The following is a 24,606-nucleotide window of genomic DNA, read 5'->3' on the forward strand; positions in this document are numbered from 1 at the left end:
ATTAAGGAATTATGACTTAGAACTCTTTTTTGCTGTTGATGCCTTGCTCGGCAGTAAGGTATCGAGCCAACGTAGAACTTTCTCTTTCCTTAGCCATAGTAATAATAAGGCTCCACCAATATAAAGGCTTGGTTCTAAAATCTCTGATTTAACTGACCAGTAATAATGAATTGGCGCGAGTATGGCAGCGAGATATACCCAATTGTGTAATTGTTGCCATTTTCTGCCCATTTTACGCTGCATCGCTTGTGTGGAAGTGATGGTTAATAGCAACAAGATAATCCAAATTACTGCGCCTAAAACTAGGTAAGGGCGTTTAATGATTTCACTGCCAATTAATTGCCACTGTAAAGCCAAATCTAACCAAGCAAATGCCGTTAAGTGAATCACTGCCCAAGCGAAGCTATAAACACCTAACAATCGGCGCGCTCTAATTAGCTGACCTTGTTTAAATTTTTTCGCTAGCGGTGAAATGAGTAGAGTGATCAGTAGGGTATTAAGGGCCGCTTTACCGGTAAAGTGAATAATCGGCTGAACAGGATCTGCCCCTAAGTGCCCATTTATCACGGCAAAGACTAACCAAGTAAATGAAAATATTTGGGCTAAATGTATGAACACTTTTAGCCCAATAATGTGCTTTGGCTTTAAAGGCATTAATAATTTCGCTTTAAGTCTAGATCTTTATACAAGGAGGCAACTTGCTCACCATAACCGTTAAACATCAGTGTCTCTTGTCGAACGGAGCTGAATAGACTGCCTTCACCAATAAATCGCTCACTTGCTTGGCTCCACCTAGGGTGGTCGACATTTGGATTCACATTGGCATAAAAACCATACTCATCAGGAGCAAGCAAATTCCAAGTAGTCGGCGGTTTTTTTTCAAGTAAATGGATTTTGACAATCGACTTAATCCCTTTAAAGCCGTACTTCCAAGGCACAATAAGTCGTAATGGGGCACCATTTTGTGGCGCGAGAGTTTTACCATATAAACCAACCGTCATTAAGGTCAGTGGATTCATGGCTTCTGCAATGGTTAGACCTTCTACGTACGGGTAGTCGATACTTGAAAAACCACGTTGTCCGGGCATTTGTTCTGGATCATAAAGGGTTTCAAATGCGACATATTTGGCTTTACTGGTAGGTTGAACCAGTTTCAATAGTGATGCTAATGTAAAACCTAACCACGGAACATTCATCGACCATGCCTCTACACAACGGTGACGGTAGATCCGCTCTTCAATCTCCATATTCTTCATCACATCGGCCATATCAAGTTTCACCGGCTTGGCGACTTCACCTGTAATTTCTATCGTCCAAGGTGTTGTTTTGAAGTTCTTTGCTTGCTCTGCGGGTTCGCCTTTACCTGTACCAAACTCATAGAAATTATTATAAGTCAGTACCTTATTTTCTGGTGTCAGTGCCAATCCTTTTGTTGAGTATTTCGAAGCCGCGCCTTCTAGCGTAGCCCTTGAATCTTGCGCAGTGAGTTTTTCATCTGATGAACTGAATACATCAAATAAACTGGCATGAGCCTGAGAGGCAAAAGGGGCTGCTGCCGCGGCTATACCTAGCTTTTTAACAATGTCTCTACGCTGTTTATAAATAGACTCTGGAGTAGTCTCATTTTCACTTAAAAACCAAGATGGACGTGATTTAATCAACATAAAGCAATCCTTACTGAAGACGATGATAGAAATACAATCTTATAAGACCGCAACACCGTTAAATTAATTTCAAATATAGAGCACTTAATACATCTAAACTGGTTAAAGGATTAACGCTGACACTTCTTGACAAAATTTTTGTTACATAAAAGTAACCGTGAATTTATATTTGTTATTCCTTACAATCCTAATGGTTGTCACAATGTATACAACATCGTCAAAAAAATTGAACAAGTTGTCCAGAATAGACTCTTATCTTCTGTGAACGTTTTAGTAATACTATGACTAAACGAGAATAACTTTCATATACGGAATTAGTTACATGAATCAAGTTGTACATAGCTATAACCTTATTAGCAAAATTAACCATTGGATCTCTGCTCTAGTCATTATTGGCTTATTTGCTGCTGGTTTATGGATGGTTGATTTAAGTTATTACAGTGCTTGGTATCAAGACGCGCCACATTGGCATAAATCAGTCGGTTTATTACTTGCAGCTTATACTGTATTTCGAGTGATTTGGCGCTTGTTTACTCGTTCACCAGAAGTAGAAGGGACGGCATTTGAAAAAGTTGCAGCAAAAATTGCTCACTTTTTAATGTATGCGCTATTGTTTGGAATCTTTATTTCAGGCTATCTCATTTCTACTTCTGATGGCCGTGGCATTGATATTTTTGATTGGTACACAGTGCCATCTCTCGGTGCACTATTTGAAGACCAATCGGATATTGCAGGTCTGCTACATTATTATTTTGCATGTATCTTGATAGGTTTAGCATCCATACATGCGATTGCAGCACTAAAACATCACTTTGTTAATAAAGACAATACGTTACGAAAAATGACAGGAGCGACAAAATGATCAAAATGGAAATGAAAAAATGGCTAACTACTGCTGGTCTATGCGCCACTATGGTACTACCTATGGGTGCAATTGCAGCGGATTATCAAATTGACACTAAAGGCGCACATGCCTCAGTAAACTTTCGTGTAAGCCACTTAGGTTACAGCTTCACACAAGGTCGTTTTAATGATTTTGAGGGCACCTTTTCTTACGATCCAGCGAATGTTGAAGCCTCAAAAGTAAATGTTGTTGTCGATACTGGCAGCATTGATTCAAACCATGCAGATCGTGACAAGCACATTCGTAGTGATGACTTTTTAGATGCGAGTAAATTCCCTGAAGCGACATTTACCAGTACTAAAGTGACGGATAAAGGTGACGGTAAATTAGCGGTTGATGGTAATTTACAATTACATGGTAAAACGGTTCCAGTCACTATTGATGCTGAATTTATCGGTGCAGGTGAAGACCCGTGGGGTAATGAGCGTGCAGGATTTAAAGGTACGACTCGTCTAGAAGTAAAAGACTTTGGTATTCAAGAAATGGCAGGGGCAACTTACGTGGATTTAGACCTTTATGTTGAAGGTATTAAGCAGTAACAGTTAACAATCTATACCTACCTATATAACAAAGGCTCGCTAATCAAATTAGTGAGCCTTTATTCTTTTATTTGGTAACGTAACGTATTGCGATTGAGATTAATGCTTAATCGTAAATTGTCGGAATAGGCTGGCGCTTATGCTGCGTCGCTTTATAAATTCCAACTAAACGATCGATCACGTCTTGCGTTACCGGCTTACCCTCTAAGAAATCATCTATTTGGTCATAGCTTAGGTTTAGTGCATCTTCATCCGCTTTTTGTGGCGCAAGCTCTTCAAGATCGGCGGTTGGTACTTTCTTCACTAATACCTCTGGCGCACCTAGTTCAGCAGCCACTTGACGGACTTGACGTTTACTTAAACCAAATAGTGGGGCTAAGTCACACGCACCATCGCCAAATTTAGTATAGAAACCGGTAATATTTTCTGCAGAATGGTCTGTGCCTAACACTAGGCCACCAACATAACCGGCCACTTCATATTGAGCCACCATACGGGCGCGAGCTTTAACATTACCTTTCACAAAATCAACTTTCGGCGGATCACTAGGTAGTAGCCCTGTACCATTTAATGCTTCATGGCTTGCCGCGTGCAGACCATCAACACCGGCTTTAATGTTGACTGAAATAGAGTAGGTAGGTTGAATAAATGACAGTGCGACTTGAGCTTCATCTTCGTCTTTCTGCTCACCATAAGGCAGGCGTACCGCGATAAATTGGTAGTCAGTTGTATTATTTTCTGTATTCAGTTGATCTACCGCTAACTGAGCAAGACGACCACAGGTAGTCGAATCTACACCGCCACTGATACCGAGAATTAATGACTTACAGCCAGATTGCTGCAATTTATTTTTGATAAAAGAAACTCGGCGAGTAATTTCAAATTGAGCATCGATAGCGGGTAGGACTTGCATTTCTTGACGAATGAGTTGCTCCATGAGAATTCCTTATTGTGCAGCAAAAAAAGTGATAAATTAAACTGTGATTCCAATCATATAACTATACCCAAGTGACCTCAAGGAGTGAGTCTAGCTCATAGCCAAGTTACTTCGGTATATAACCTCGTTTCACTGTATGACTAACGATGGTAATCTTGCGTCTATTCGATATCGACTTGAGGAATTTCTGCTTCGTGAATATTGCTATTTTTGGTAGTGCGTTTAATCCGCCAAGCTTGGGACACAAAAGTGTACTAGAAAGGCTCAAACATTATGATTTGGTGTTGTTAGTGCCAAGTATTGCTCACGCATGGGGAAAAGACATGCTCGAGTATTCCGCTCGCTGCGAGATGGTTGAAGCTTTTATTCGAGATGCTAAGTTAGACAATTTACAAATAAGCAATGTTGAAGCGGAGATTTTGCAATCAAATGGAGAGGAACAAGGGCAGTCAGTAACGACCTATGCAGTAATGACAGCGTTACAAGAACGCTACCCACAAAGTCAGCTTACCTTTGTTCTCGGCCCAGATAACTTTCTAAACTTTGGTAAATTTTATAAAGCAGATGAAATCACGACCAAATGGTCAATATTGGCTTGCCCTGAAACATTACCGGTTCGTAGTACTCAGATCAGACAGCGTCTTGCCAATCATCAATCGATTAACGATCTGACTACGCCATCCGTTGGGGAATATATTAAACAACACCAGCTTTATAGCTAAAGATGCGCTATGAACTCAACGATTTATTGGCAATGGCCAGACACAATTGCTCAGCCTGCTGGGCATTTGCCGAAAAAACTTCATCAATAATGCGTTCTGTTTTAATGCCTGATGCGCGAAGTTTGAATGCTTGTCTTACTTTTAATGCCATTTGCAGTGAGGCGTGATCAATACTCGGTGTCTTAGCTGCATTTTCTAGCGTTAACACTGAGTCATCTAGCTGAGGGCTCAGTTTTTCAAGTTCAAAATCTACAATTTCCAACCATTTTTTCTGCTCATTATCGCTTGGGTCGAAAGGGGATTGACTCAAGGACTCCAGCAAGACATTTAATAGTGCTGAGCGTTGAACCAAACCTGCTTGGTGAGGGTAGTTCTTGGTTGAACGTACCGATACTTCCACTTCAATCAGTGAGCAGTTTGGAAAATAGGTTAGGGCGTTTAAACAGTCAAAAGGTAGCCAGAAGGTATCGCCCGCATTCATCACATATTCCGCTTTTCCTAAGCGCACAGAAGCAAAGCCACTTAAAACAGAAATTAACTTATGCTTTATGGTCTTTTTACGCGCGGTGGTGTGTAAGAAAGGATATTGATGTATCTGATGAGCGATTAAATAGTTCATGAGCCATTTTTGAGCGATTAAAATTCAGCGCTAAGATACCGTTTTCTAGTCAGCATTCCAATCACTTTAATCTTTAGCGTTCTTGTTTTAGCGCAATGAAATTAAGGGTTTTGTTAAACTTGAACATTCGTCTATTCACTAATTTAACGAATTCAGGTAATTTACGCGTCACAATTGGCTTTGCCTTGAGATTGTTCCTGTCTATTTGGAGCATATCATCGTAAAATTACCTGTTTATTCATAACTGCAGTAAATTAATGAGCATTGATAACGATCCATACAAAGAAATTCGTCCTTATAATGATGATGAAATCCCAGCAGCTCTTGAGCGTCTAATTAATGATGACAGCTTCATTAATGCGATCATCAAATATCGTTTTTCTCATAAGCCGGCCTGGTTTAAAAAGCTGGTTTCTCCTGCGATAAAAGTCTATCTAAAGATCAAATGGTCGAAACTCAAAACCGTTGATGATATTCAACGTGAAGTTGAGCTTTACATGGGTTCAACCTTAAATAAAACGACCAATGGTGTAACGTACTCAGGTCTAGAAAAGCTCGACCCTGAGCAAGCTTACCTGTTTGTTTCTAACCACCGCGATATTGCCATGGACCCAGCATTAGTTAACTGGGGCCTTTATAATAATGGACATAAAACCGTTCGTATCGCGATTGGTGATAATTTATTAAAAATGCCTTGTGCGACTGAGATGATGAAGCTGAATAAAAGCTTTATCGTAAAACGCTCAATTAAAGCACCGCGTGAAATGATGAAAGCGCTAGGTTTACTGTCGTCTTATATTAAACATTCATTAGAAACTCAGAACTCTATTTGGATTGCTCAACGAGAAGGTCGAGCCAAAGACGGCAATGACATGACAGAACCAGCTATTTTAAAGATGTTTCATGTAGAAGGGCGTCGCCAAAAAATCGCATTCCCTGACTATATTAAGTCACTCAAAATTGTTCCTGTTTCTATTTCGTATGAAAATGATCCTTGTGACATCGACAAAGCCAAAGAGCTTTATGAAATCGAAGTGAATGGTAAATACGAGAAAACAGAATTTGAAGATATTGCCAGTATTGTTAAAGGCATTATTGGTGAAAAAGGGCGTGTACATGTTAGCTTTGGTGATGTGATCACCGATGACTTTGAAACCCCTGATGAACTTGCCAAAGAGTTAGATCGTCAAATTCATGCTCTGTATCGTTTGTACCCTGTAAACTTATTAGCTGCGGGCAAGCAAAGCGACGCCATCACCGAAGAAGTGGAAGCGAACTTTGCTAAAAAATTAAAAGCGTTACCAGCGGGTGCTCAAGAAAAATTGGTCGCGATGTATGCAAATCCGGTTGCCAAGAAAAACGAAGTCGAGCAACTAGCAGAATAACCGACGACTAAAACCCAGTTATAAAAAAAGCAACTGATTGATTCAGTTGCTTTTTTATTACCTAAAGAGTAGGTCGAATTATCGATTCAAAGAACGGCTTTGAAGTTCAAAAATTAACTTTTCAGCACTACATTCAAACTTAATGCGAGCGGTCAGTTGCGTGGCATCGTCGGCAACATCTTCAATGTCACTTTGATAGTTTGAATTCACACGCTCAGCCAGTTGAAGATAAGGTTGAAGTTGAGCCATTAATGTCTCTTTACCTTGAGCTAAAATGGTGACTTCAGCAACATCATCACCTTCTTTGATGATGAATCCCATTTCCGCACTACAGCCACAAGCTTCGCATACTTCATTTTCTGCGCTTACTTCTAACTCTGTTTCTGTTGTCATATGTTTATCCTCGTACAAAAACTGTGGGTATTTTACGCCTGATTTTAGATTAAAACCAGAAAAAAGCATTGAGCTAAAACAAACCCATAGCATATTACCTGTCGTGACTAAGCCGGCATAATGACAGGGAACCCATGTTGAGGATGTTCTGATAGGAGTACTTTTTGCCCATAGACTTGTTCAATATTCGATGCAGTCAAAGTATGCCAAGCATTGCCATCACTCATAATGTCACCTTGATCGAGTAGTAAAATTCTATCTGCATATTGGGCTGCTAAGTTTAAATCATGCAACACCACCACAACCGCAGTGCCGGTTTTAGCCATATCTTTCACTAACTGCAATGTATTGTGTTGATGTGCTAAATCGAGCGCGGAAGTGGGTTCATCTAACATAAAGATGCGATTAGATTGAGCATAATGAAGCTGAGTTAATACTCGTGCTAGGTGTACACGCTGCTTTTCACCGCCAGATAATTGAGGGTAAAGCTGCTTGGCCATAGGTAGTATGCCTACTTGCTTCATTTTTTCTCTAGCGATAATACCTAGTTCAGCTTTAGAGGCATTTAATGGTAAGCCTCCTAATTCAACGACTTCTTCAACTAAAAAAGGAAATGATAAGGTACTGTGCTGGGGTAACATTCCTAAATGACGTGCAAGCTGCTGCTTATCCCAACTTGCCGCGGGTTTACCAAAATATTGCAAACTGGCCTTTGAATTTGCTTGTTGTGCGAGTGATGCTTCTCCACATAACAACTTCAATAAACTGCTTTTTCCTGTGCCATTAGGGCCAAGTAAAGCCGTTACTTCCCCTAGACGAATATCTAAGCTGACATCATTTAAAATCTGCTTTTTTCCGTATTGTAAAGTGAGGTGCTGTGCTTTTATGGCGATTTCATGCTGCATATTATGAACCTGCATTAGATAAAACGTCCCTTTTGCTTAAATAGAAGATACAGAAAGAAAGGGGCACCTACGAGAGCAGTCACAATACCGACCGGAAGTTCAGCGGGCATCACCGCCACTCGTGCAAACATATCCGCAACGGTTAACAGTAAAGCGCCTAATAAAATAGAAACGGGGAGTAAGGTACGGTGATCCGGCCCAACCAACATTCGACCTAGGTGCGGAATTACGAGCCCCACAAAACCTATCATGCCGCTTAAGCTGACCGTCACACCAACACCGACTGCCGTGAGTAAGATCAAACGACGTTTGAGAGATTGAATCGGTACTCCAAGGTGTTTAGCTTCCGATTCACCTAGCAACAAGGCATTTAAAGCAGGGGCTTGTTTAATAAATAGAAACGATAATAGCGCCAACGTTATGCTGGCTAGAGTAATACTAGGCCATGTCGCACCAGCCAATGAACCCATAGACCACAATGAGAGATCTCTTAGCATTTGGTCATCAGCAATAAAGTTTAAATAACCAATCGCAGCCCCCGATAAGGCACTAATGGCGACACCCGCTAATAGCATAATGGTAACGGAAGTCCCTAAGTTACTGGTGCCAAGTTTATAAACAATTATTGTCGTTAAAGCGCCGCCAAGAAAAGCAAATATCGGAACCGCAGCGAAATTCATAAAATTAGGGTAGTAGCTTGCCATGCCAGAAAATAGCACAATCGCAAGTGCAGCGCCCAAGGCGGCACCTGCGGACACACCAATTATGCCAGGTTCAGCAAGCGGGTTACGAAATAGTCCCTGCATGACCGCGCCGCATAACCCCAAGATCCCACCAACCAACAAACACAATAATGTTCTTGGTAAGCGCACTTGATGAATAATCAAAGCGACATGTTGAGGGAGTTCTGCATTTGATGGCAGAAAGCTCATGATACTGTGGGTTAGGCTAATCTGCATCGGCCCAACCGCTATCGATACTAGACTTGTGATAATCGCAAGGCTAGTAAACAGTAATAAAATAATGGGTAGGGAAGCTTGTCTTAACATGTTTAACTTACTCGCTAGGGTAAATTAAAGGCTGAATGCGCTCAGCTTCAGATAGTGTTTTTAAGCCCACACCGCCAACTAACGCCTTACCATCAATTGAAATGATGTTATGAGTTTTTCCTGCTGGGGTTGCCGCTAACATAGGCATTTTTTTTAAAATCGCTTCCGCACCCCCTAAGTCATCCAAGCTACGACCACTAACTAAAATCACATCAGGTTGCATCTCAATCATCGACTCTAATGAAATAGGCTTGTATGAATCAAGTGATGCTGCAGCAGGGTTGATAGCACCAATCATTTCAATCAAAGCATTTGGCGTTGTATGGTTGCCGGCCACATTTGCAGGTCGCCCATCATGGATAAGTAAGAACATCACTTTCTTTTTATCTTGTGGTTGATGAGACTTTAAAGCGACAACTTGTTTATCCACATTTTGCTTAATACTGGCGGCTTGTTGCTGCTTACCGGTAATTCGCGCAATTTGATCAATACGCTTATCTAATCCTTCAATCGTCGCTTCGTTATTAACCACCGCGACAGTAATGCCGGCTTGCTTTAACGTATTGAGCGTCGAATCAGGGCCCATTTCATCCGAACCAATTAATAAGCTCGGTTGTAGTGCCATCAAACCTTCGGTAGAGAGTTGGCGGTGATAACCCACTACCGGTAATGATTTTCCACTAGGCTGTTCACTGGTGACATCAATTGCAACTAATTGTTCTTCCGCGCCTAATGCTTCAATAATTTCAGTCACAGCTGCGCCGGCACTAATAATGCGTTCAGTTTTGCTATCAGTATTAGAAGTGGAAGCTAGGGCGCTAGATGAAAAGCTAGCGACGACTGACAATAAAACCGTTAATGCAGATTTTTTAAAGCTTTGACGTTTGCTGACATCAAAATAAGAAATGACATCAAAAGAAGAAATCGCGTTGAAAGAAGGCATAACATTTTTGTCCCTGTTTAGAGCATTCTTATTATTTAGCATTGGTTGGTTCCTCCATGAGAATTTGAGTAGCTGAGATGTTTTGCTGTTGAAGGAAGCCAAATAACTTCACTATATGTTGTATTTCAGCGTGCTTATCGGCGGCAATAATCACTTCTTTTTTAGGATCTTGCGTAATGGTAGTCGTTAAAGACTTTTGAAATTCCTCCCAACTAGGAGAAGCTTTCCCATCAATCGCCCAGTAGGGGGGCTGATTTAAAATGTTGATAGTGATGGATTGTTTCTCGACAACTTTCGTTTCACCTGATTCTGTAGAGGGGAGTTGCACTTCTAATGAACTCAACTTAACGGAAGCGGTTAGCATTAAAAAAACCATCACAATAAAAATAATATCGAGAAGTGGTGTTAAGTCCGGAGTAATCGGTGATGAGTAACTTGAGGTATTTGAGCGAATCATTTTGCAACCTGCGTTTCTGCTGCGGTTAAATGACTAGACTCGGTTGAGGGTCCTTTTGCAGAGGGCATCATATCGACACCTTCAATCCATAAATTGACTCGATTCATCGCATGTTCAAGTTTGCTAATAAGCTGCTCTGACCACAAAGTGAAAAGCTGCGCGCTGACTATCGCAGGTAGGGCGATAATTAAGCCAGCGGCAGTCGTGCGCATCGCGATACCTAAACCATCAGCAAGATCGTTTGGCGTAATATTGCCAGAACTCGCCGCTACGCCTTTAAACATATCGATTAACCCCAAAACGGTTCCTAATAGGCCGATTAATGGGCTGATAACACCGATAAGAGTAAGGATCTTTAAACCGCTTTGTAACTGATGACGCTTTTCTTGTAGCCAAATCCCTGCAACATCTTCACGCAATGGCTTAGCTAAAGATGACTGGCGAAGAAGTAATGAAACGCCCTGATAAATCACAGCACGACGTTGAGAAAAAATATCCGCTAAATGCTGCACTTTTGCTGTTTCTGATGGCTTAATTGAAGCGAGTGGACTTGAGATTTGAGCTCGTCCAACCGAGTGATTAAAGACCACATGAATTAAACGCTCGACAATAATAATTAAGGTGAGTAAAGAACAAATCATAAGCGGCCAAGCCATTAAGCCAAGTAACTGTTCTATTTGAGAAATAAATATCATTGATTAATCCAACTTGAAACGAATAGGAACCTGTACTCGATGTGCGATCGAAGTACCATTGATTTTACGTGGTGAAAACTTCCATTTTTTTATTGCCTCTAGAGCAGCTTGATCAAGCATCGATGCACCAGAGGAAGACAATAAGTTTTGCTTAATTTGTTGACCATTTTCATCGAGCCAGATTTCATACATAGCCGTGCCTTCAATACCTCGGCGCTGAGCTAACCTAGGGTAGCGGGGCTTTGTTGGCGGCGCTAAAAAGCTTGGTTGTTCAACGAGAATTGGCTTTTCACTTACTCCTTGCTTTGCCGAGCTTGCAGGGGAAGCCTGAGCGGTAAGTTCTTTTTCAACAGTTGGTTCTACTTTAGCCTTTGGCTGCGACTTATCTATTGATGGCTCTTTTACTATTGAGCGTTTTGATACTGGCTTTTTCTCTATCTCTTTTTTAGCAACAGATTGCTTTTCGATAGGCTTCTTCTTTTTAATGGGGTCTGGCTTTTTAACGGGCTGTGGCTTCGTAACAGGCTTCTTATTTGCTACAGGCGGCGCCGCTTTAGGGGTAGGTGGTGTAGGCTCTGCTTTTTCAGAAGATGACTTTTGATTCGTCGATTCAGTTGGCTTTATCTCAGACTTGTTTGATGTAGAAGGTGATGGAGCTTTAACAAACTGAAGGGAAATCGTGCTCGCTTGAGTACCAACAGGCATGGCAAAAGCTTTTTGCTCATCAAATTGACTGACTAACGCAGCATGAGCGCCAAAAGAAATAATTGCAGCACAAGTATAACGACGAACGTTCACATCAAATCCTTTAGAACATAAACTTAACTTGCAACGATTATTGATCACAATCTAAATAATATCAATTATCAATTGCATTCTCATTAATGTGAAATTATGATTCTGCTCACATGCTTAATACGAAGACAAAAAGAGTGACTACCAATGGATAGGGATGAACTAAAACAAAGAGTTAGAGAACTTCTAGAGAAAGATGACAGCACTTTACCGGCTACCTTAGCTCAGCACTTAGGAGTTAGCGAAGGTGAAGTAGTTTGTGCATTTCCAAGCGACATGGCCGTTATCGTACCCGGTGAACATGCTCAAACATTGCTAGAAACCATTGTTGGTTGGGGGCCAGTGACGACTATAATGCATTCTTTTGGCTCAATCTTTGAAGTGAAAGCACCATTCCCAAAAGGTAAAAATGCTCATGGTTACTATAATTTAATGGGCAGACCTGGTGAGTTACACGGTCACTTAAGGTTGGATCTTATCGAGAAAGTTGCGCTTGTTTCAAAATCTTTCAGAGGAAAGGAAAGTTATTACTTCGGCTTTTTTGATTCATTAGGAAATAGCATTTTTAAAATTTATTTAGGTCGAGATCAGAAACGCGTTTTATTTGCGGATCAGGTAGAGAAGTTTAAACAAATTCAAATTGAATTGAGCCAATAAGGGAACATTATGGAAAGCCAAACCATTCAGGCGAAAGAAGTAAAGCAAGAAAGATTACAGAATAGACTAGGTCCAGAAATTCAAGAGTTTCGCTCAGAAAGAAAAACCATCCAATTAGCGACCGTGGATAACGACGGTAAGCCTAACGTGAGCTATGCACCTTTTGTGGTAAATGGCGATGGATACTTTGTACTCATTTCTGAAATTGCTCGTCATGCTAGAAACCTTACTGCAAACCCTCAAGTTTCTTTAATGTTGATTGAAGACGAAGATAGCTCTAAGCAATTATTTGCTCGTAAGAGACTAACGTTTGATGCGGTTGCAAGTATTGTTGAGCGAGATTCAACGCAATGGCAACAAGTGACTGCCGAGTTAGAACAGCGATTTGGTGAGATAGTGAAAGGATTAAGCCAATTAGAAGACTTTAAACTCTTTTGTCTAAAACCCGTACAAGGTCTATTTGTTAAAGGATTTGGACAAGCTTTCCAAGTTTCTGGTGATGATCTTGTTGATGTGGTGCACTTAGAACAAGGCCATAAAAAGATCAGTAACCAATAAAATAATTGCGCACGAGCAACGATCTATTTGAGATTACTAGAAATTAGAAAATAGAAAATAGAAAAAAGGGGTAAGTCGCTGGACTTACCCCTTTTGGTGTTTGCAAGCAAAGGTAACACCCGTTTCCCATCTAGTGGGATTTATACCAGCACACTAGTGCCGACATTATTGTCCTTTCATTATAACAACAAACATTTCATTCACGCTTGTAATAATTGAGTTATTAGACTTCATTCTAAATCTGCGTAAGAAGCGATGAAACAATGCCTTTTGTCATTAATTTTTCACACTTCTATGCCTGACAGTTCGGGGCTGATGCGTTGTATCTAGGTAAACCTTTAATCTCATCGCCTAGATCTTGTATTCGAGTATCATGAGAAGGGTGAGTTGACAGCAATTCAGGCGGTTGATTTCCACCGGATGCCTTTGCCATATTCTTCCATAGCTGGATACTTTGCTGCGGATCGAATCCCGCTTTGGCCATCAGATCGATGCCCATAATATCGGCTTCCGTTTCTTGCGTTCGCCCATAAGGTAGATTAATGCCGTATTCCACGCCCAAACCTAAAGCGCTCATCGTCATTTCTTTGTATTCCGTACCGGCTAAAGCAAAATCGGTAACTTGCATTCCAGTGCTGGTTATTTGACTACGTGACATACGTTCATTACCGTGATTAGCAAGTACATGCGCCACTTCATGCCCTAAAACCGTTGCCAGCTGATCTTGGTTAGTTGCCACTTTAAGTAAGCCTGTATAAACACCGATTTTACCGCCAGGCAGGGCGAAAGCGTTGACTTGGTCAGAATCAAACACCACGACTTCCCATTGTTCAAAACTTGCTTGCTTAGGCACTTGCTTGGTAATCGCATTAGCCACACAAGTCACATAAGCATTGACCTTGGCATCCTTACTGACTTTCTCTTCTTGTTTCATTTGCTCAAAAGATTGTGCGCCTAATTGAGACATTTCGCTGTCTGAAAATAGAATCACTTGGCTTCTGCCTGTTGGGGAAGAAGTACAAGCAGACAAACCCATCATGATCAATCCACTTAAAGTGGCGGCCTTTAACGGTGATGAAAGCTTCTTCATAATCATTCCTTGATCTAACAATATTGAGTTAACTTTAAAACACATTATCTATAACGGCAATTGATCAAATGTACGATAAAACTGAAATCAAAATTAGAGTCGCGTCTTCATATTGAGAAGTGAGATGTTGCACTTAGTTATTGATAAGAATATTGTTACCAGCTCAGTGTTATCGACTATAGGAATCATCATGATTTGGAAAAAAGACGTCACTTTAGAGCGTTTAAATGCAACTTCTCGTAATACCTTGATGGAGCATCTCAATATTGAATACGTTGAGATCACCGATAATAGTATTTCAGCGACCATGCCGGTATCGAGTATTACTCACCAACCAATGGGATTGCTACACGGTGGCGCATCTGTGGTATTAGCTGAAACGTTAGGCTCTCTGGCTGCCAATATGTGTGTGGACGATAATTCTTACTGCGTCGGTCTCGACATTAACGCCAACCATATTCGAGCAAAACGTAGCGGGGTAGTCACAGGGAAAACGTGGCCAATTCATATCGGGGTGTCTACTCAAGTATGGCAAATTGAAATTGTTGATGAAGAGCAGCGTCTACTATGTACGAGCCGAATTACCATGGCCGTTAAAACTCGAAAAGGCGGTTAAAAACCGAAAATGATCATTGAATTCTCACAAGGCAAAATCATTACTAACCAACACGAAATTGTGGTGCGTTTAAGCCAAATGGCGAGTGTCACGATGCAATGTCAAACCGAAGCGCTGCAACTGATTGGCCGTGGTGCCAATGTTATTACCGCGCATGACATGCAATGCCAGTGGTCGATTAAGTTAGATTCCGAACAACAATTACAACAGCTGGCTGATTTTCTTTGTTTACCAATTCAATAGCGGTGAGTAATAAAAGAGGAATATTCCGTTTTATTTTCAATGCCTAAAAATGGTGTTACCACAAGATTTATCCCTTTAAAGCTGATAAAGTGGGAAATTATTTCTTATTGCTAAACAATAGAGTTTCCCCTTTATGAGCAGCCCACGATTAAGAACACAATTTGAGCGTTTATTTGAACACTTCCAAGGTGAAGATTGCGCGATTCAGTTAGAAGAATTAACCGATATATTGTGTTGTACTCGCCGAAATACTCGTATTGTCCTTAACAAATTAGCAGAAGAAGGCTGGATCGAATGGGTGCCGGCAGCAGGGCGTGGCAAATTATCACGGCTGATTTTTAAACGTAATAAAATTGATGTGAGTGAGAATCTTGCTAAACGTTATTTAGAAGAAGGCAAAATTGAACATGCTCTTTCTGTCTTAGATAATGACCCAGCACGGCTTACCCAAGTCTTCCAAGGCTACCTAGGCTTTAGTCATTTAGAAGGGCAGCAAGTCATTCGTTTGCCTTATTATCGCCAACTTGCGACGCTTAACCCTTTAAAGCCGACTCGTCGTTCTGAACAACACATCATCCGACAAATTTTTAGTGGCTTAATTCAGTTAGATGAAAAAGAACAAGTTCAACCGGATCTTGCTCATCACTGGGAAATGTTATCGCCGACTCATTGGCGTTTTTATCTACGTTCAGGGGTGCGCTTTCATAATGGCGACCGTTTGAACATGACGGACGTGATTGAAAGCATTAACCGATTAAAAACATTAACTTTATTTGAGCATATTGAATCGGTGGCATCACCTTCCAATAATACGCTCGATATTCACTTAACCGATGCCGATTATTACTTACCTTTATTACTGACAGAAACCCCGGCAAAAATATTGCAGTCACACATCAATGATCTTGATAAATTTGATTTGATTCCCAACGGTACAGGGCCTTATAAAGTTACCAGAAATGATTCGGCTCGTTTGGTGCTAGAAGCCTTTGAACACTACTTTGGTTATCGACCACTCATCGAACGAGTGGAAGTATGGGTAATTGATGAAGCTCATTCATCTATGGTTTACCCTAGCTTAACTCATCCAAATAAGCCTACAGAAGGGCAGTTCACCGATGTAGAACTCGATCCTGGTTGCACCTATCTATTACTTAACCGTCGATCTGGTATCGCAAAAAATGATGATTGGGCACATTACTTAGCGCAAAGGTTAAACCCGTTTAGCTTATTGCGAGGGATCCCGGATCAAAAAGTCATTGAACTAGGCTTACTACACGCTCATGGCTTAAAACCTGGCTGGCATCATAGTGGAATTTTACAATCAAACTTAATGCCACCAGCGATAGAAAATAATGAGAAAGCACAAGTTACGGTTGCTTATCACAGCATGCATCCGTTGTTTCCTTATGTGATTCAATCCATGAAAAGTTTGTTAAAAGAAGATGGTATTAGCTTGAAAACAGTTAAATATGATCTCACCGTTGAAAACCCTGATGAGGTGGACATTTGGCTCAAACCTATGGGATTGGCTAATCATCGTAAGGATGCTTTAATCGGTTGGCTTCTTGGTTATAGTGATATCGATATCATGAGTAATCAGGAAAACTTTTCTAATTGGAAGAAGATGGTTTCAGATTGGCGCTCTCAACCCAATCAAACTTTCCCAGCAAAAGAGCTAGCCAAACAACTAGTTCAAACTCAGCAACTGATACCTATGTTTCACTGTTGGTTAGGGGTAAGCCAAGATCAATGTGGTTCGCTGCAAAATGCCACTTGTAATGCCTTGGGTTGGTTTGATTTTAGTCAGGTATGGGTAAAACCAGAGTAAAGCTCTACACTAAATAGACACCTTCGATAATGAACAAAGGGAGAGTTGCATTATGGACACACACCCTGATGGCTATGCGATTGTTCTATCAACAACAAACGAAGAAGAAAGCCAGCAAGCGATTATTAATGCGTTATTGACCAAAAAATTAGCCGCTTGTATCCAAGTTATGCCAATCACCAGTTATTACCATTGGCATGGCGAGGTGAATCATGATCAAGAATCACTATTAATCATTAAAATTCTGCATCGACACTATAAAGAAGTTGAGCAAGTTATTTTAGCCAACCATAGCTATCAAGTACCACAAATCGTTATGCTGCCCATCGAAACGGGTTTCCACGAGTACCTACAATGGATCCAGTCTAGTAGTCACTCATAATGCCGTATTTTTATTTGGAAATTTATGCAAACTGTATCCATATTAGTTGATGTACAAAACATCTATTACACCACTCGCGACAAATATCACCGCCATTTTGATTACAACGCATTCTGGGCAAAAGTGATGAAAGATCGCACTTTAGTCAATGCCAATGCTTATGCAATAGCGCGTAGCGACGATAAACAAAAGCAATTTCATAATATCTTAAGAGGCATTGGATTTGACGTAAAACTCAAACCATTTATTCAACGACAAGATGGCTCAGCAAAAGGGGATTGGGATGTTGGAATTGCGCTTGATGCAATGGAATTAGCCGAAGTGTCGGATGTGATTGTGATTGCATCGGGAGATGGTGACTTTGATTTATTAGCTAAGCGTATTCAGAGTCGTTACGGAAAAACGGTTGAAGTCTATGGGGTACCGGGCTTAACGGCGAATTCTCTTATTGAAGCCGCCGATCGATACCAACCCATTGAAGATGAGTTATTGCTCTGATTCTACTTGATCGGTTGTTTGCACATCATCAGAAGGGGCTTGAGTTTGAGCCTCTTCTTCCATGCGAGCTCGCTCTGCTTTAGAAATATATTTCGGCTTATTGGTTTTATGCAGCTTGGAATTTTGCTGCTTTAAGCGTTTTTTTAAAATCGAATTGATTTTCTTCTTACGGTTCATATCCAATCTCTGCAATCTAGTGGGTGCGCATCATATCAAACGTCTGCGGTAATGCTAGCCTAATTACTAGTGAATTTATTAAGTTCTTCTTTTCATTAGTTAACGACTTCTATATATTCGAACCCCATTTTAATCAGACTCGGAATTACTATGACTTGCGAGATATACAAAGACTTCATTTTTGAAGCAGCGCACCATTTACCTAACGTACCAGAAGGGCATAAATGCGGGCGTTTGCACGGTCATTCTTTCTTTGTTCGCTTATACATTCAAGGTGAAGTAGATTCGACCACTGGCTGGATTATTGACTTTGGTGATGTGAAGAAAATCTTCGCGCCAATTTATGATCAACTTGACCACTACTACCTCAATGATATCCCTGGCCTAGAGAACCCAACTAGCGAAGTATTAGCGAAGTGGATCTGGGAAAAAGTAAAACCTCTGCTGCCACAACTCAGCAAAGTTGAAATCAAAGAAACCTGTACAGCTGGCTGTATATACCGCGGTCAAGAGTAAAGGCGAGCCTTGTGTACAAGATCAACGAAATCTTTGAAACTATCCAAGGAGAAGGCTACTTTACCGGTGTGCCTTCTGTTTTTATTCGTCTGCAAGTTTGCCCTGTAGGCTGTTCATGGTGTGATACCAAACAAACCTGGACCGCTGAAGAAAGCGATAAAACCACACTCGGTGATATCATCATCAAACAAGGTGATAGCCCAAGCTGGAGCCACGCCAGCGTTGATGACATTGTGGCTCTATATCAACAGCAAGGTTACACAGCAAAGCATATTGTGATCACTGGTGGTGAGCCTTGTATCTATGATTTACAGCCATTAACGTCTGCTTTTGAAGTGTTAGGCTGCCAGTGTCAAATTGAGACCAGTGGCACATCGGAAGTGTTATGTTCTGATGATACATGGGTGACAGTGTCACCAAAAATTGCCATGAAAGGTAAACTGGAAGTACTCGATTCAGCATTACAACGTGCCAATGAAATTAAACACCCAGTAGGAACACAAAAAGATATCGATCAACTTGATGCGCTACTCACACGTGCACAATGCGAATCTAAAGCCAACATTGCCCTGCAGCCAATCAGTCAGAAACCTAGAGCCACTGAGCTTTGTATGGAAACCTGCATTAAGCGTAATTGGCGTTTATCCATCCAAACGCATAAATATTTGAACATCGCTTAATGAGTATCTTCAGATAACTAGATAAGCAGGGTGTAGACTTATTACCTCTTAATAAAAAAATCGCCTCATTTCACATCAATAAAGTGGAATGAGGCGCTTTTTATTCGCTCAAGTTCTTATTGTTTTTACTCGGTTATTCACCCGCGACCATACGTGATTTACGCTTGATGCTCATAGCAAACATATAAAGTGATGTTGCTAACAAGATCACGAATAAGAAACCCGTTAAACCTTCAGGATTATTCATCCAATGCTGTGCAGCAATAGGGCCAGCAACCGAGCCAATACTATAAGCAAGCAACATAATCTGCGTAGCAGAAACAATGTAGTTTTCTTCTAATCCATCACAACCTAGGCTGATCGCCAAAGGGTAGATAGAGAAGGTTGCCATACCAAGTAACACTAGGCTAATGGCCAGTACAACTAGGCTAGAGCTTAATGTCGTTAATCCAATTGCAAACACACCAAGTAGACAAAATAATCCCATCAATAATTTCTTGCCCATAAATTGGCTGCCCCAAGACACAATAGGCTGTACCAACATTGCGCCCATGACGAGCAATGCCATCAAGCTACCAATTTTCGCGGTTGAAACATGGCGGTCGTGTAACTCTAAAGGCATAAGGCCATAGATAGAGCCAATTAACAGACCAGACACCATACAACCGATTAAAGCTGCTTTATTCATCTTAAATACTTGCTTTAAGCTAAGTACTGAATGGGTTTCCGTTTGCGGTTGTTGGCAGCGACCAAAGCAAAGCAGCAGGGTAGCAGCAACAAGCAAAGACAGAATCACCACAAATGGCCACTCACTTTCTATTGCAAAAACACTAATGCCTAGTTGACCTAGCGTTGCGCCACCATAAAGTGAAGCCATGTATAAACCTAGTCGCTTAGCTCGGCTTTTTTCATCACCAATTAATAGCCAAGATTCAACAACTACAAATATGCCCGCCACTGCAATACCCGCAATGAAACGAGCAAATAGCCATGACTCAAATGCCGGAACAATCGGCATTACCACAATAGTGAGTGAAAAAAGCACTAGGAAAAAGATAAAGGCATTCTTATGTCCAATTTTCGCCACAATAGGCTCAATGAACATCGCACCCAATAATAATCCAGCATAAAAGGCACTGGCTAACCAGCTTGCAGCGTCCGTGCTTAAACCATATTGACCTAACATCAATGGGATCAAACTCATTAAATAACCTGATGCAACCGCATATAAAGATAGCGCTGCAACTGGGATCAAAAATGATGGTTTTGATGAAGTCAAAGCTACGTCGTTCACCGCATACTCCGCAAAGTTTAATGTGTTAAATGTAAATAAGAGGACAATTTCGCGGCGAATATGAGGCTTACATCACAATATGTAAAATGAGATTTTTTTGATTTAACGATAAAAGAAATTGATTGAAGGGAAATGGCTATATTTTCAGTAGGAAACTGCCTAATAATAAGCATATTAGGCAGCCTTTAATGTAGATTTCTAGAGGTTAACTATTTGGTAATCGCTTGGGTTAACCATTGTGTAAACTGGCTTTTTGGTAATGCACCATTAATAGAATCAACCATTTTACCTGACTTAAATACCATAATGGTTGGAATGCTACGAATTTGATACTTAGCGGCAATATTTTGCTGTGATTCGGTATCCACTTTTAAAAATCTCACTTGGCCACTCATGTCTGCCGCGGTATCTTCAAAGACAGGAGCAAAGCCAACACATGGATTACACCAAGGAGCCCAAAAATCAATAACAACCGGCAGTTCACTGGCTAATAATGCATTTAAATTTTCACTTGTAGCGGTTACTGGCTTGCCATCAAAAAGAGCTGACTGACAACGCCCACAACTCGCTTTATCTGACACTCTTGATTCAGGGACTTTGTTTTTACTTTGGCAATGTGGGCAAGCGGTTATAAATGATGTCATCAGGACCTCTTTAAGAATATTCTCTACTTTTTATAAAATGGCGACTAGCTGTTTACAAAACGGTTAGTAAGGAAGTGCTTAACGTATAAGTTTTCAAACAACTATCGTATAATGTTTACAAGTTTGAAATAAACAAAAATAAAACAATAAAATTAATAAGGTATTTTTATGGCTAACGTTTACGCAGAAATTACAGGGTGGGGAAAATGCCTACCACCAGCTGTTTTAACTAATGACGATTTAAGTACATTTTTAGAAACCTCCGATGAATGGATACGCTCTCGTACGGGAATTGAAAGTCGCCGCATTAGCCATGTAGAGACATCCGATCTTGCAACTGTAGCCGCTAAGAATGCCATGCAGGCTGCCGGAATCACAGCAGATGAAGTTGATTGTATTATTGTCGCGACATGCTCACCAGACACCTTGATTCCAAATACTGCATCGAAAGTGCAAAGTAACCTTGGCATCCAGGCCGCTGCTGCTTTTGACCTAAACGCTGCTTGTACTGGTTTCCTTTACGGTTTAGAAACCGCAACTAGGCTAATCCAAGCGGGTAATTATCGTAATGCGATTGTTATTGGCGCAGAGCATTTATCGTTTTATCTAAACTGGACTCAGCGTGATACCGCAGTACTGTTTGGCGATGGCGCAGGGGCAGTTGTACTCTCTCGCCGTGAACAGGATAACCCTGTCGGACTTCAGCAGGCTTCACTAGGCTGTGATGCAGCAGGGCGTGATATTCTTGCTATTCCTAAGTTTGGTACCGCTATGGATCGTTTTGATCAAGATAGTGGTCACTGGAATTTTGATTTTATCGGTAAAGATATCTTTAAGCGTGCAGTAAAAGGCATGAGCGCAGCAACGCAAAACGTGCTTGAACGTTCCGGTTTAACCAAAGAAGAAATTGATTGTGTGGTACCTCATCAGGCCAATATTCGCATCATCCAAACCTTGTGTGATTTTGCAGGTATTTCTCAAGATAAAGCTTTTGTGAATATTCAAAAATACGGTAACACTTCTGCAGCAACGGTTCCTATTGCTCTATGCGAAGCCGTTGAGCAAGGTTTTGTTAAACCGAATATGAATATCCTTGTTGCCGCATTTGGTGCAGGCTTAACCTGGGGGGCAGGCATGATTAAGTGGGGCGATAGAGTCACACCAATTGAAGCACAAACCGCAGAACTAGAGCCTTGCGATAAAACAGCGCTACAATTGTTGGAAGAAGCCATCGAGCATTGTAAGTCCTATCAAAAGTAATAGATAACCACTGATACACCTTATAAAAACGTCCATAGGAGAAATCCATGGACGTTTTTTATTGCATCGCCACATAGATTAAGTCTTTTCTAAATTAATTATTACTAATATAATAAATGAAAGTATTAATCATCAAGAGGCAATTATGACCATTCCTTGGAGTGCTTTATTCGGCGGAATGTTGCTCGGAATTTCTGCAACTATTCTTATATTATTTAAAGGGAAAGTAGCTGGCATCAGCGGCATTGTTAGTGGTGCAATGACGCCATCAGCGGTAGATAAAGGCTGGCGAATTCAATTTATCATTGGCTTGATTGCTGGCGGTTTATTGACGAACTGGCTTATTCAACCTAATCTCGCAGGCATCCCCACGCATTACTCTAGCTCTATCGTGACTATGCTACTGGCCGGTTTATTGGTTGGCCTAGGAACCAAGCTAGGCAATGGTTGCACTAGCGGTCATGGCATTTGTGGAATGGGCCGCTTTTCTATCCGCTCTACGATCGCCACGCTAACTTTTATGCTAGTGGCGGCAGTCACGGTCTACATTCGATTACATATCTTATAAGCGAGCGACTATGAAACGTTATTCTTCTATTCCATTGATTGCTGGCTTGCTTTTTGGTGCTGGCATGGTGATTTCAGATATGGTCAACCCTGTGAAAGTTATCGCCTTTCTTGATGTTGCAGGCGCATGGAAAGTCGATCTAGCTTTTGTGATGGGAGGAGCATTACTGGTGTTTGCTCCAATGTACCATTTCGTTATTAAGCCAAGACAAAAGCCGCTGGATCAAACCGAGTTTTGTATAACCAAAAGTAAAGTGGTGGATCGTAAACTGATCCTTGGTGCAAGTTTATTTGGACTAGGTTGGGGAATTGCTGGGATCTGCCCAGGTCCCGCTTTAGCGTCATTATCAACACTTAACTTAAGTCTTATGGGCTTTGTGGCTTCTATGGTTATCGGAATGGGGTTAGCGAATAAGCTTCAAAGCAAATTTTAATTAACCTCAACAGAGGATACCTAGGATTGTTTTTGACAGATGTTCTATGCTTTTAACAATCAGGTTATAAATAAAGAGAGGTGGTAATATGGAAATGCATCGTCACTCGCTAGAAACGCTATTTGAGCAACTTGGTTTGGCAAGTTCAAGTAAAGATATTGAAGCCTTTATTGCTCAACATGCCGATCAATTGGACCATTCACAACCGTTACATCGAGCGCCATTTTGGACAGCTTCGCAGTCAACTTTTATTAAAGAAGCCAAAAAAGAGGATGCTGATTGGGTAGAAGTGGTTGACCAGCTCGATACACTTTTTCGGGCTCAATCTACCCATTGAGTACAACCGCACTTAAACGATAGGCTGAGTTAGTGCGGTATAAATTCGCTTAACCACAGCGATCGATTCCTCATTATCTCCGTGAACACAAAGGGTATCCGCTTGTAATTCGAGTGTATGCCCTTTAATGGTTGTGACCGTTCCAAAATTGGCTAGTTGCATCGCTTGGTAGAAAATATCTTCCGCATTTTGGTGTACGGCATTAGGTTTATTTCGGGGAACTAACGAACCATCATCCTTATAAGCCCGGTCAGCAAAAGCTTCAAAAAGCAGCGGTACATTATACTCATCAGCAATATCTAGGTAGGCGGTATTATCTTTTTTGGCTAACACCATTAAGGGAAGTCCTGTTGGCATAACAGCCTGCACAATCGCTTCAAATACCTCAAGATCCGCCATCATATCGTTATATAACGCGCCATGAGGTTTCACATAGTCAACTTGCGTATCATAAAGCGCGGCAAGGCTTTGAATCGCACCCACTTGATAACTAATAAGATGGGAGATTTGTTCTGGTGTATGCGCAATAGAACGTCGACCAAAGCCTAATAAATCTTGATAAGAAGGGTGGGCGCCAATACTAACATTGTGTTTAACGGCAAGTTGAATCGTTTTTGCCATGGTATCTGGGTCGGAAGCATGAAAGCCACAAGCGATGTTAGCCATATGAACATAAGGAATAATGGCGTCATCTTTTCCCATCGTCCAGTGACCAAAGCTTTCACCCATATCACAATTGAGTTTTAATTTTGCCGATTCAAGTGTCATTTCCGCGCACCAATCATAGTCTATTATGTATATTTGAGATTTTAATA

33 protein-coding genes are annotated in these 24,606 nt (G+C 41.0%); 17 read left to right on the forward strand and 16 right to left on the reverse strand.

All coding sequences use genetic code 11. The features are described from left to right. Positions 1 to 9 precede the first annotated feature (9 nt). Both msrQ and msrP read right to left on the reverse strand, forming a co-directional pair. Complete coding sequence (gene msrQ, locus L3V25_RS12640; RefSeq protein WP_237295796.1) at positions 10 to 654, reverse strand: protein-methionine-sulfoxide reductase heme-binding subunit MsrQ; 645 nt, start codon at positions 652 to 654, stop codon at positions 10 to 12. Further along, the gene (msrP, locus tag L3V25_RS12645) at positions 654 to 1,664 is read right to left on the reverse strand and encodes a protein-methionine-sulfoxide reductase catalytic subunit MsrP (RefSeq protein ID WP_237295798.1); all 1,011 of its coding nucleotides are present in this window, start codon (positions 1,662 to 1,664) and stop codon (positions 654 to 656) included. The genes msrQ and msrP overlap by 1 nt, the downstream gene beginning before the upstream one ends. A gap of 322 nt (positions 1,665 to 1,986) precedes the next feature. Between msrP and L3V25_RS12650 the strand changes: the two genes are divergently transcribed. Continuing rightward, positions 1,987 to 2,526, forward strand: a complete 540-nt coding sequence (locus L3V25_RS12650) for a cytochrome b (protein ID WP_237295800.1) — start codon at positions 1,987 to 1,989, stop codon at positions 2,524 to 2,526. Between the two features lie 11 nt (positions 2,527 to 2,537). After that, complete coding sequence (locus tag L3V25_RS12655; RefSeq protein ID WP_192999471.1) at positions 2,538 to 3,107, forward strand: YceI family protein; 570 nt, start codon at positions 2,538 to 2,540, stop codon at positions 3,105 to 3,107. A 106-nt stretch (positions 3,108 to 3,213) separates the two neighbouring features. Here the strand turns inward: L3V25_RS12655 and nadE are convergent, their stop codons facing one another. Continuing rightward, a complete protein-coding gene (gene nadE / locus L3V25_RS12660; protein ID WP_237295802.1) occupies positions 3,214 to 4,044 on the reverse strand; it encodes an ammonia-dependent NAD(+) synthetase in 831 nt (276 codons plus the stop codon). A gap of 194 nt (positions 4,045 to 4,238) precedes the next feature. Between nadE and L3V25_RS12665 the strand changes: the two genes are divergently transcribed. Next, positions 4,239 to 4,766 (forward strand): nicotinate-nicotinamide nucleotide adenylyltransferase, encoded by a 528-nt coding sequence (locus L3V25_RS12665; RefSeq protein ID WP_237295803.1) that lies wholly within the window; start codon positions 4,239 to 4,241, stop codon positions 4,764 to 4,766. Between the two features lie 7 nt (positions 4,767 to 4,773). Here the strand turns inward: L3V25_RS12665 and L3V25_RS12670 are convergent, their stop codons facing one another. Further along, the gene (locus L3V25_RS12670; RefSeq protein ID WP_237295804.1) at positions 4,774 to 5,385 is read right to left on the reverse strand and encodes an AraC family transcriptional regulator; all 612 of its coding nucleotides are present in this window, start codon (positions 5,383 to 5,385) and stop codon (positions 4,774 to 4,776) included. Between the two features lie 257 nt (positions 5,386 to 5,642). Between L3V25_RS12670 and L3V25_RS12675 the strand changes: the two genes are divergently transcribed. Beyond that, positions 5,643 to 6,770, forward strand: a complete 1,128-nt coding sequence (locus L3V25_RS12675) for a 1-acyl-sn-glycerol-3-phosphate acyltransferase (protein WP_237295806.1) — start codon at positions 5,643 to 5,645, stop codon at positions 6,768 to 6,770. 78 nt (positions 6,771 to 6,848) lie between these two features. Here L3V25_RS12675 and L3V25_RS12680 read toward each other — a convergent pair whose 3' ends face one another. The 7 genes from L3V25_RS12680 to L3V25_RS12710 all read right to left on the reverse strand — a co-directional run bounded on the left by L3V25_RS12680 (position 6,849) and on the right by L3V25_RS12710 (position 12,010). Beyond that, positions 6,849 to 7,163 (reverse strand): DUF406 family protein, encoded by a 315-nt coding sequence (locus L3V25_RS12680; protein WP_237295808.1) that lies wholly within the window; start codon positions 7,161 to 7,163, stop codon positions 6,849 to 6,851. 107 nt (positions 7,164 to 7,270) lie between these two features. Then, the gene (locus L3V25_RS12685; protein WP_237295809.1) at positions 7,271 to 8,068 is read right to left on the reverse strand and encodes a heme ABC transporter ATP-binding protein; all 798 of its coding nucleotides are present in this window, start codon (positions 8,066 to 8,068) and stop codon (positions 7,271 to 7,273) included. A gap of 14 nt (positions 8,069 to 8,082) precedes the next feature. Then, the gene (locus L3V25_RS12690; RefSeq protein ID WP_237295811.1) at positions 8,083 to 9,117 is read right to left on the reverse strand and encodes an iron ABC transporter permease; all 1,035 of its coding nucleotides are present in this window, start codon (positions 9,115 to 9,117) and stop codon (positions 8,083 to 8,085) included. A gap of 7 nt (positions 9,118 to 9,124) precedes the next feature. Beyond that, on the reverse strand, positions 9,125 to 10,060 hold the full coding sequence (locus tag L3V25_RS12695; RefSeq protein WP_237295813.1) for an ABC transporter substrate-binding protein: 936 nt from the start codon (positions 10,058 to 10,060) through the stop codon (positions 9,125 to 9,127). Between the two features lie 31 nt (positions 10,061 to 10,091). Next, positions 10,092 to 10,517: a biopolymer transporter ExbD gene (locus L3V25_RS12700; protein ID WP_237295815.1), complete on the reverse strand. Its 426-nt coding sequence runs from the start codon at positions 10,515 to 10,517 to the stop codon at positions 10,092 to 10,094. After that, the gene (locus tag L3V25_RS12705) at positions 10,514 to 11,212 is read right to left on the reverse strand and encodes a MotA/TolQ/ExbB proton channel family protein (protein ID WP_237295816.1); all 699 of its coding nucleotides are present in this window, start codon (positions 11,210 to 11,212) and stop codon (positions 10,514 to 10,516) included. Before L3V25_RS12705 ends, L3V25_RS12700 begins: the two co-directional genes overlap by 4 nt. Positions 11,213 to 11,215: 3 nt before the next feature. Beyond that, a complete protein-coding gene (locus L3V25_RS12710; protein ID WP_237295818.1) occupies positions 11,216 to 12,010 on the reverse strand; it encodes an energy transducer TonB in 795 nt (264 codons plus the stop codon). A gap of 144 nt (positions 12,011 to 12,154) precedes the next feature. Between L3V25_RS12710 and hutX the strand changes: the two genes are divergently transcribed. Beyond that, a complete protein-coding gene (gene hutX, locus L3V25_RS12715; RefSeq protein ID WP_237295820.1) occupies positions 12,155 to 12,664 on the forward strand; it encodes a heme utilization cystosolic carrier protein HutX in 510 nt (169 codons plus the stop codon). 9 nt (positions 12,665 to 12,673) lie between these two features. Continuing rightward, entirely contained in the window at positions 12,674 to 13,222 is a 549-nt protein-coding gene (gene hutZ, locus L3V25_RS12720) for a heme utilization protein HutZ (RefSeq protein WP_237295822.1), read from the forward strand. Positions 13,223 to 13,514: 292 nt separating this feature from the next. On the opposite strand, the gene L3V25_RS12725 is transcribed toward hutZ, so the two are convergent. Further along, on the reverse strand, positions 13,515 to 14,312 hold the full coding sequence (locus tag L3V25_RS12725) for a M48 family metallopeptidase (RefSeq protein ID WP_237295824.1): 798 nt from the start codon (positions 14,310 to 14,312) through the stop codon (positions 13,515 to 13,517). Between the two features lie 187 nt (positions 14,313 to 14,499). Here L3V25_RS12725 and L3V25_RS12730 point away from each other — a divergent pair, with 187 nt between their 5' ends. The 5 genes from L3V25_RS12730 to L3V25_RS12750 all read left to right on the forward strand — a co-directional run bounded on the left by L3V25_RS12730 (position 14,500) and on the right by L3V25_RS12750 (position 17,882). Beyond that, a complete protein-coding gene (locus L3V25_RS12730; protein WP_237295976.1) occupies positions 14,500 to 14,928 on the forward strand; it encodes a hotdog fold thioesterase in 429 nt (142 codons plus the stop codon). A gap of 9 nt (positions 14,929 to 14,937) precedes the next feature. Then, positions 14,938 to 15,171 carry a DUF3389 family protein gene (locus tag L3V25_RS12735; RefSeq protein WP_237295826.1) on the forward strand — a complete coding sequence of 78 codons (234 nt, stop codon included), beginning with the start codon at positions 14,938 to 14,940 and terminating at the stop codon, positions 15,169 to 15,171. Between the two features lie 133 nt (positions 15,172 to 15,304). Then, positions 15,305 to 17,002 (forward strand): SgrR family transcriptional regulator, encoded by a 1,698-nt coding sequence (locus tag L3V25_RS12740; RefSeq protein ID WP_237295827.1) that lies wholly within the window; start codon positions 15,305 to 15,307, stop codon positions 17,000 to 17,002. A 52-nt stretch (positions 17,003 to 17,054) separates the two neighbouring features. Next, positions 17,055 to 17,384 (forward strand): divalent-cation tolerance protein CutA, encoded by a 330-nt coding sequence (gene cutA / locus L3V25_RS12745; protein ID WP_192999444.1) that lies wholly within the window; start codon positions 17,055 to 17,057, stop codon positions 17,382 to 17,384. 24 nt (positions 17,385 to 17,408) lie between these two features. Beyond that, positions 17,409 to 17,882, forward strand: a complete 474-nt coding sequence (locus tag L3V25_RS12750; protein ID WP_089122944.1) for an NYN domain-containing protein — start codon at positions 17,409 to 17,411, stop codon at positions 17,880 to 17,882. Here L3V25_RS12750 and L3V25_RS12755 read toward each other — a convergent pair. After that, positions 17,871 to 18,059 (reverse strand): DUF2986 domain-containing protein, encoded by a 189-nt coding sequence (locus tag L3V25_RS12755; protein WP_237295828.1) that lies wholly within the window; start codon positions 18,057 to 18,059, stop codon positions 17,871 to 17,873. The genes L3V25_RS12750 and L3V25_RS12755 overlap by 12 nt on opposite strands. A 150-nt stretch (positions 18,060 to 18,209) precedes the next feature. On the opposite strand from L3V25_RS12755, the gene queD reads away from it, so the two are divergent. Next, positions 18,210 to 18,575, forward strand: a complete 366-nt coding sequence (gene queD, locus L3V25_RS12760) for a 6-carboxytetrahydropterin synthase QueD (RefSeq protein WP_237295830.1) — start codon at positions 18,210 to 18,212, stop codon at positions 18,573 to 18,575. Between the two features lie 11 nt (positions 18,576 to 18,586). Further along, positions 18,587 to 19,255, forward strand: coding sequence for a 7-carboxy-7-deazaguanine synthase QueE (queE, locus tag L3V25_RS12765; protein WP_237295832.1), 669 nt, complete (start codon positions 18,587 to 18,589; stop codon positions 19,253 to 19,255). Positions 19,256 to 19,388: 133 nt separating this feature from the next. On the opposite strand, the gene L3V25_RS12770 is transcribed toward queE, so the two are convergent. Further along, a complete protein-coding gene (locus tag L3V25_RS12770) occupies positions 19,389 to 20,549 on the reverse strand; it encodes an MFS transporter (protein ID WP_237295834.1) in 1,161 nt (386 codons plus the stop codon). 209 nt (positions 20,550 to 20,758) lie between these two features. Beyond that, positions 20,759 to 21,193, reverse strand: coding sequence for a thioredoxin TrxC (gene trxC, locus L3V25_RS12775; RefSeq protein ID WP_237295836.1), 435 nt, complete (start codon positions 21,191 to 21,193; stop codon positions 20,759 to 20,761). 168 nt (positions 21,194 to 21,361) lie between these two features. On the opposite strand from trxC, the gene L3V25_RS12780 reads away from it, so the two are divergent. The 4 genes from L3V25_RS12780 to L3V25_RS12795 all read left to right on the forward strand — a co-directional run bounded on the left by L3V25_RS12780 (position 21,362) and on the right by L3V25_RS12795 (position 23,791). Next, entirely contained in the window at positions 21,362 to 22,453 is a 1,092-nt protein-coding gene (locus L3V25_RS12780; protein ID WP_237295837.1) for a ketoacyl-ACP synthase III, read from the forward strand. 124 nt (positions 22,454 to 22,577) lie between these two features. After that, positions 22,578 to 23,021, forward strand: coding sequence for a YeeE/YedE thiosulfate transporter family protein (locus L3V25_RS12785; RefSeq protein WP_346656336.1), 444 nt, complete (start codon positions 22,578 to 22,580; stop codon positions 23,019 to 23,021). A gap of 10 nt (positions 23,022 to 23,031) precedes the next feature. Continuing rightward, entirely contained in the window at positions 23,032 to 23,454 is a 423-nt protein-coding gene (locus L3V25_RS12790; RefSeq protein WP_237295841.1) for a YeeE/YedE family protein, read from the forward strand. 88 nt (positions 23,455 to 23,542) lie between these two features. Further along, positions 23,543 to 23,791: a DUF2789 domain-containing protein gene (locus L3V25_RS12795; protein ID WP_237295843.1), complete on the forward strand. Its 249-nt coding sequence runs from the start codon at positions 23,543 to 23,545 to the stop codon at positions 23,789 to 23,791. A gap of 12 nt (positions 23,792 to 23,803) precedes the next feature. Here L3V25_RS12795 and L3V25_RS12800 read toward each other — a convergent pair whose 3' ends face one another. Beyond that, positions 23,804 to 24,559, reverse strand: coding sequence for a 5-oxoprolinase subunit PxpA (locus L3V25_RS12800; protein ID WP_192999433.1), 756 nt, complete (start codon positions 24,557 to 24,559; stop codon positions 23,804 to 23,806). Positions 24,560 to 24,606 lie beyond the last annotated feature (47 nt).

Source organism: Vibrio sp. CK2-1 (genome assembly GCF_021726515.1).
GTDB lineage: Bacteria > Pseudomonadota > Gammaproteobacteria > Enterobacterales > Vibrionaceae > Vibrio.

Coding starts and splice junctions, on each gene's coding strand:
- msrQ (WP_237295796.1), bottom strand. CDS start 654: ATGCCTTTAAAGCCAAAGCACATTATTGGGCTAAAAGTGTTCATACAT.
- msrP (WP_237295798.1), bottom strand. CDS start 1,664: ATGTTGATTAAATCACGTCCATCTTGGTTTTTAAGTGAAAATGAGACT.
- L3V25_RS12650 (WP_237295800.1), top strand. CDS start 1,987: ATGAATCAAGTTGTACATAGCTATAACCTTATTAGCAAAATTAACCAT.
- L3V25_RS12655 (WP_192999471.1), top strand. CDS start 2,538: ATGAAAAAATGGCTAACTACTGCTGGTCTATGCGCCACTATGGTACTA.
- nadE (WP_237295802.1), bottom strand. CDS start 4,044: ATGGAGCAACTCATTCGTCAAGAAATGCAAGTCCTACCCGCTATCGAT.
- L3V25_RS12670 (WP_237295804.1), bottom strand. CDS start 5,385: ATGAACTATTTAATCGCTCATCAGATACATCAATATCCTTTCTTACAC.
- L3V25_RS12675 (WP_237295806.1), top strand. CDS start 5,643: ATGAGCATTGATAACGATCCATACAAAGAAATTCGTCCTTATAATGAT.
- L3V25_RS12680 (WP_237295808.1), bottom strand. CDS start 7,163: ATGACAACAGAAACAGAGTTAGAAGTAAGCGCAGAAAATGAAGTATGC.
- L3V25_RS12685 (WP_237295809.1), bottom strand. CDS start 8,068: ATGCAGCATGAAATCGCCATAAAAGCACAGCACCTCACTTTACAATAC.
- L3V25_RS12690 (WP_237295811.1), bottom strand. CDS start 9,117: ATGTTAAGACAAGCTTCCCTACCCATTATTTTATTACTGTTTACTAGC.
- L3V25_RS12695 (WP_237295813.1), bottom strand. CDS start 10,060: ATGCCTTCTTTCAACGCGATTTCTTCTTTTGATGTCATTTCTTATTTT.
- L3V25_RS12700 (WP_237295815.1), bottom strand. CDS start 10,517: ATGATTCGCTCAAATACCTCAAGTTACTCATCACCGATTACTCCGGAC.
- L3V25_RS12705 (WP_237295816.1), bottom strand. CDS start 11,212: ATGATATTTATTTCTCAAATAGAACAGTTACTTGGCTTAATGGCTTGG.
- hutX (WP_237295820.1), top strand. CDS start 12,155: ATGGATAGGGATGAACTAAAACAAAGAGTTAGAGAACTTCTAGAGAAA.
- hutZ (WP_237295822.1), top strand. CDS start 12,674: ATGGAAAGCCAAACCATTCAGGCGAAAGAAGTAAAGCAAGAAAGATTA.
- L3V25_RS12725 (WP_237295824.1), bottom strand. CDS start 14,312: ATGAAGAAGCTTTCATCACCGTTAAAGGCCGCCACTTTAAGTGGATTG.
- L3V25_RS12735 (WP_237295826.1), top strand. CDS start 14,938: ATGATCATTGAATTCTCACAAGGCAAAATCATTACTAACCAACACGAA.
- L3V25_RS12740 (WP_237295827.1), top strand. CDS start 15,305: ATGAGCAGCCCACGATTAAGAACACAATTTGAGCGTTTATTTGAACAC.
- cutA (WP_192999444.1), top strand. CDS start 17,055: ATGGACACACACCCTGATGGCTATGCGATTGTTCTATCAACAACAAAC.
- L3V25_RS12750 (WP_089122944.1), top strand. CDS start 17,409: ATGCAAACTGTATCCATATTAGTTGATGTACAAAACATCTATTACACC.
- L3V25_RS12755 (WP_237295828.1), bottom strand. CDS start 18,059: ATGAACCGTAAGAAGAAAATCAATTCGATTTTAAAAAAACGCTTAAAG.
- queD (WP_237295830.1), top strand. CDS start 18,210: ATGACTTGCGAGATATACAAAGACTTCATTTTTGAAGCAGCGCACCAT.
- trxC (WP_237295836.1), bottom strand. CDS start 21,193: ATGACATCATTTATAACCGCTTGCCCACATTGCCAAAGTAAAAACAAA.
- L3V25_RS12780 (WP_237295837.1), top strand. CDS start 21,362: ATGGCTAACGTTTACGCAGAAATTACAGGGTGGGGAAAATGCCTACCA.
- L3V25_RS12790 (WP_237295841.1), top strand. CDS start 23,032: ATGAAACGTTATTCTTCTATTCCATTGATTGCTGGCTTGCTTTTTGGT.
- L3V25_RS12795 (WP_237295843.1), top strand. CDS start 23,543: ATGGAAATGCATCGTCACTCGCTAGAAACGCTATTTGAGCAACTTGGT.
- L3V25_RS12800 (WP_192999433.1), bottom strand. CDS start 24,559: ATGACACTTGAATCGGCAAAATTAAAACTCAATTGTGATATGGGTGAA.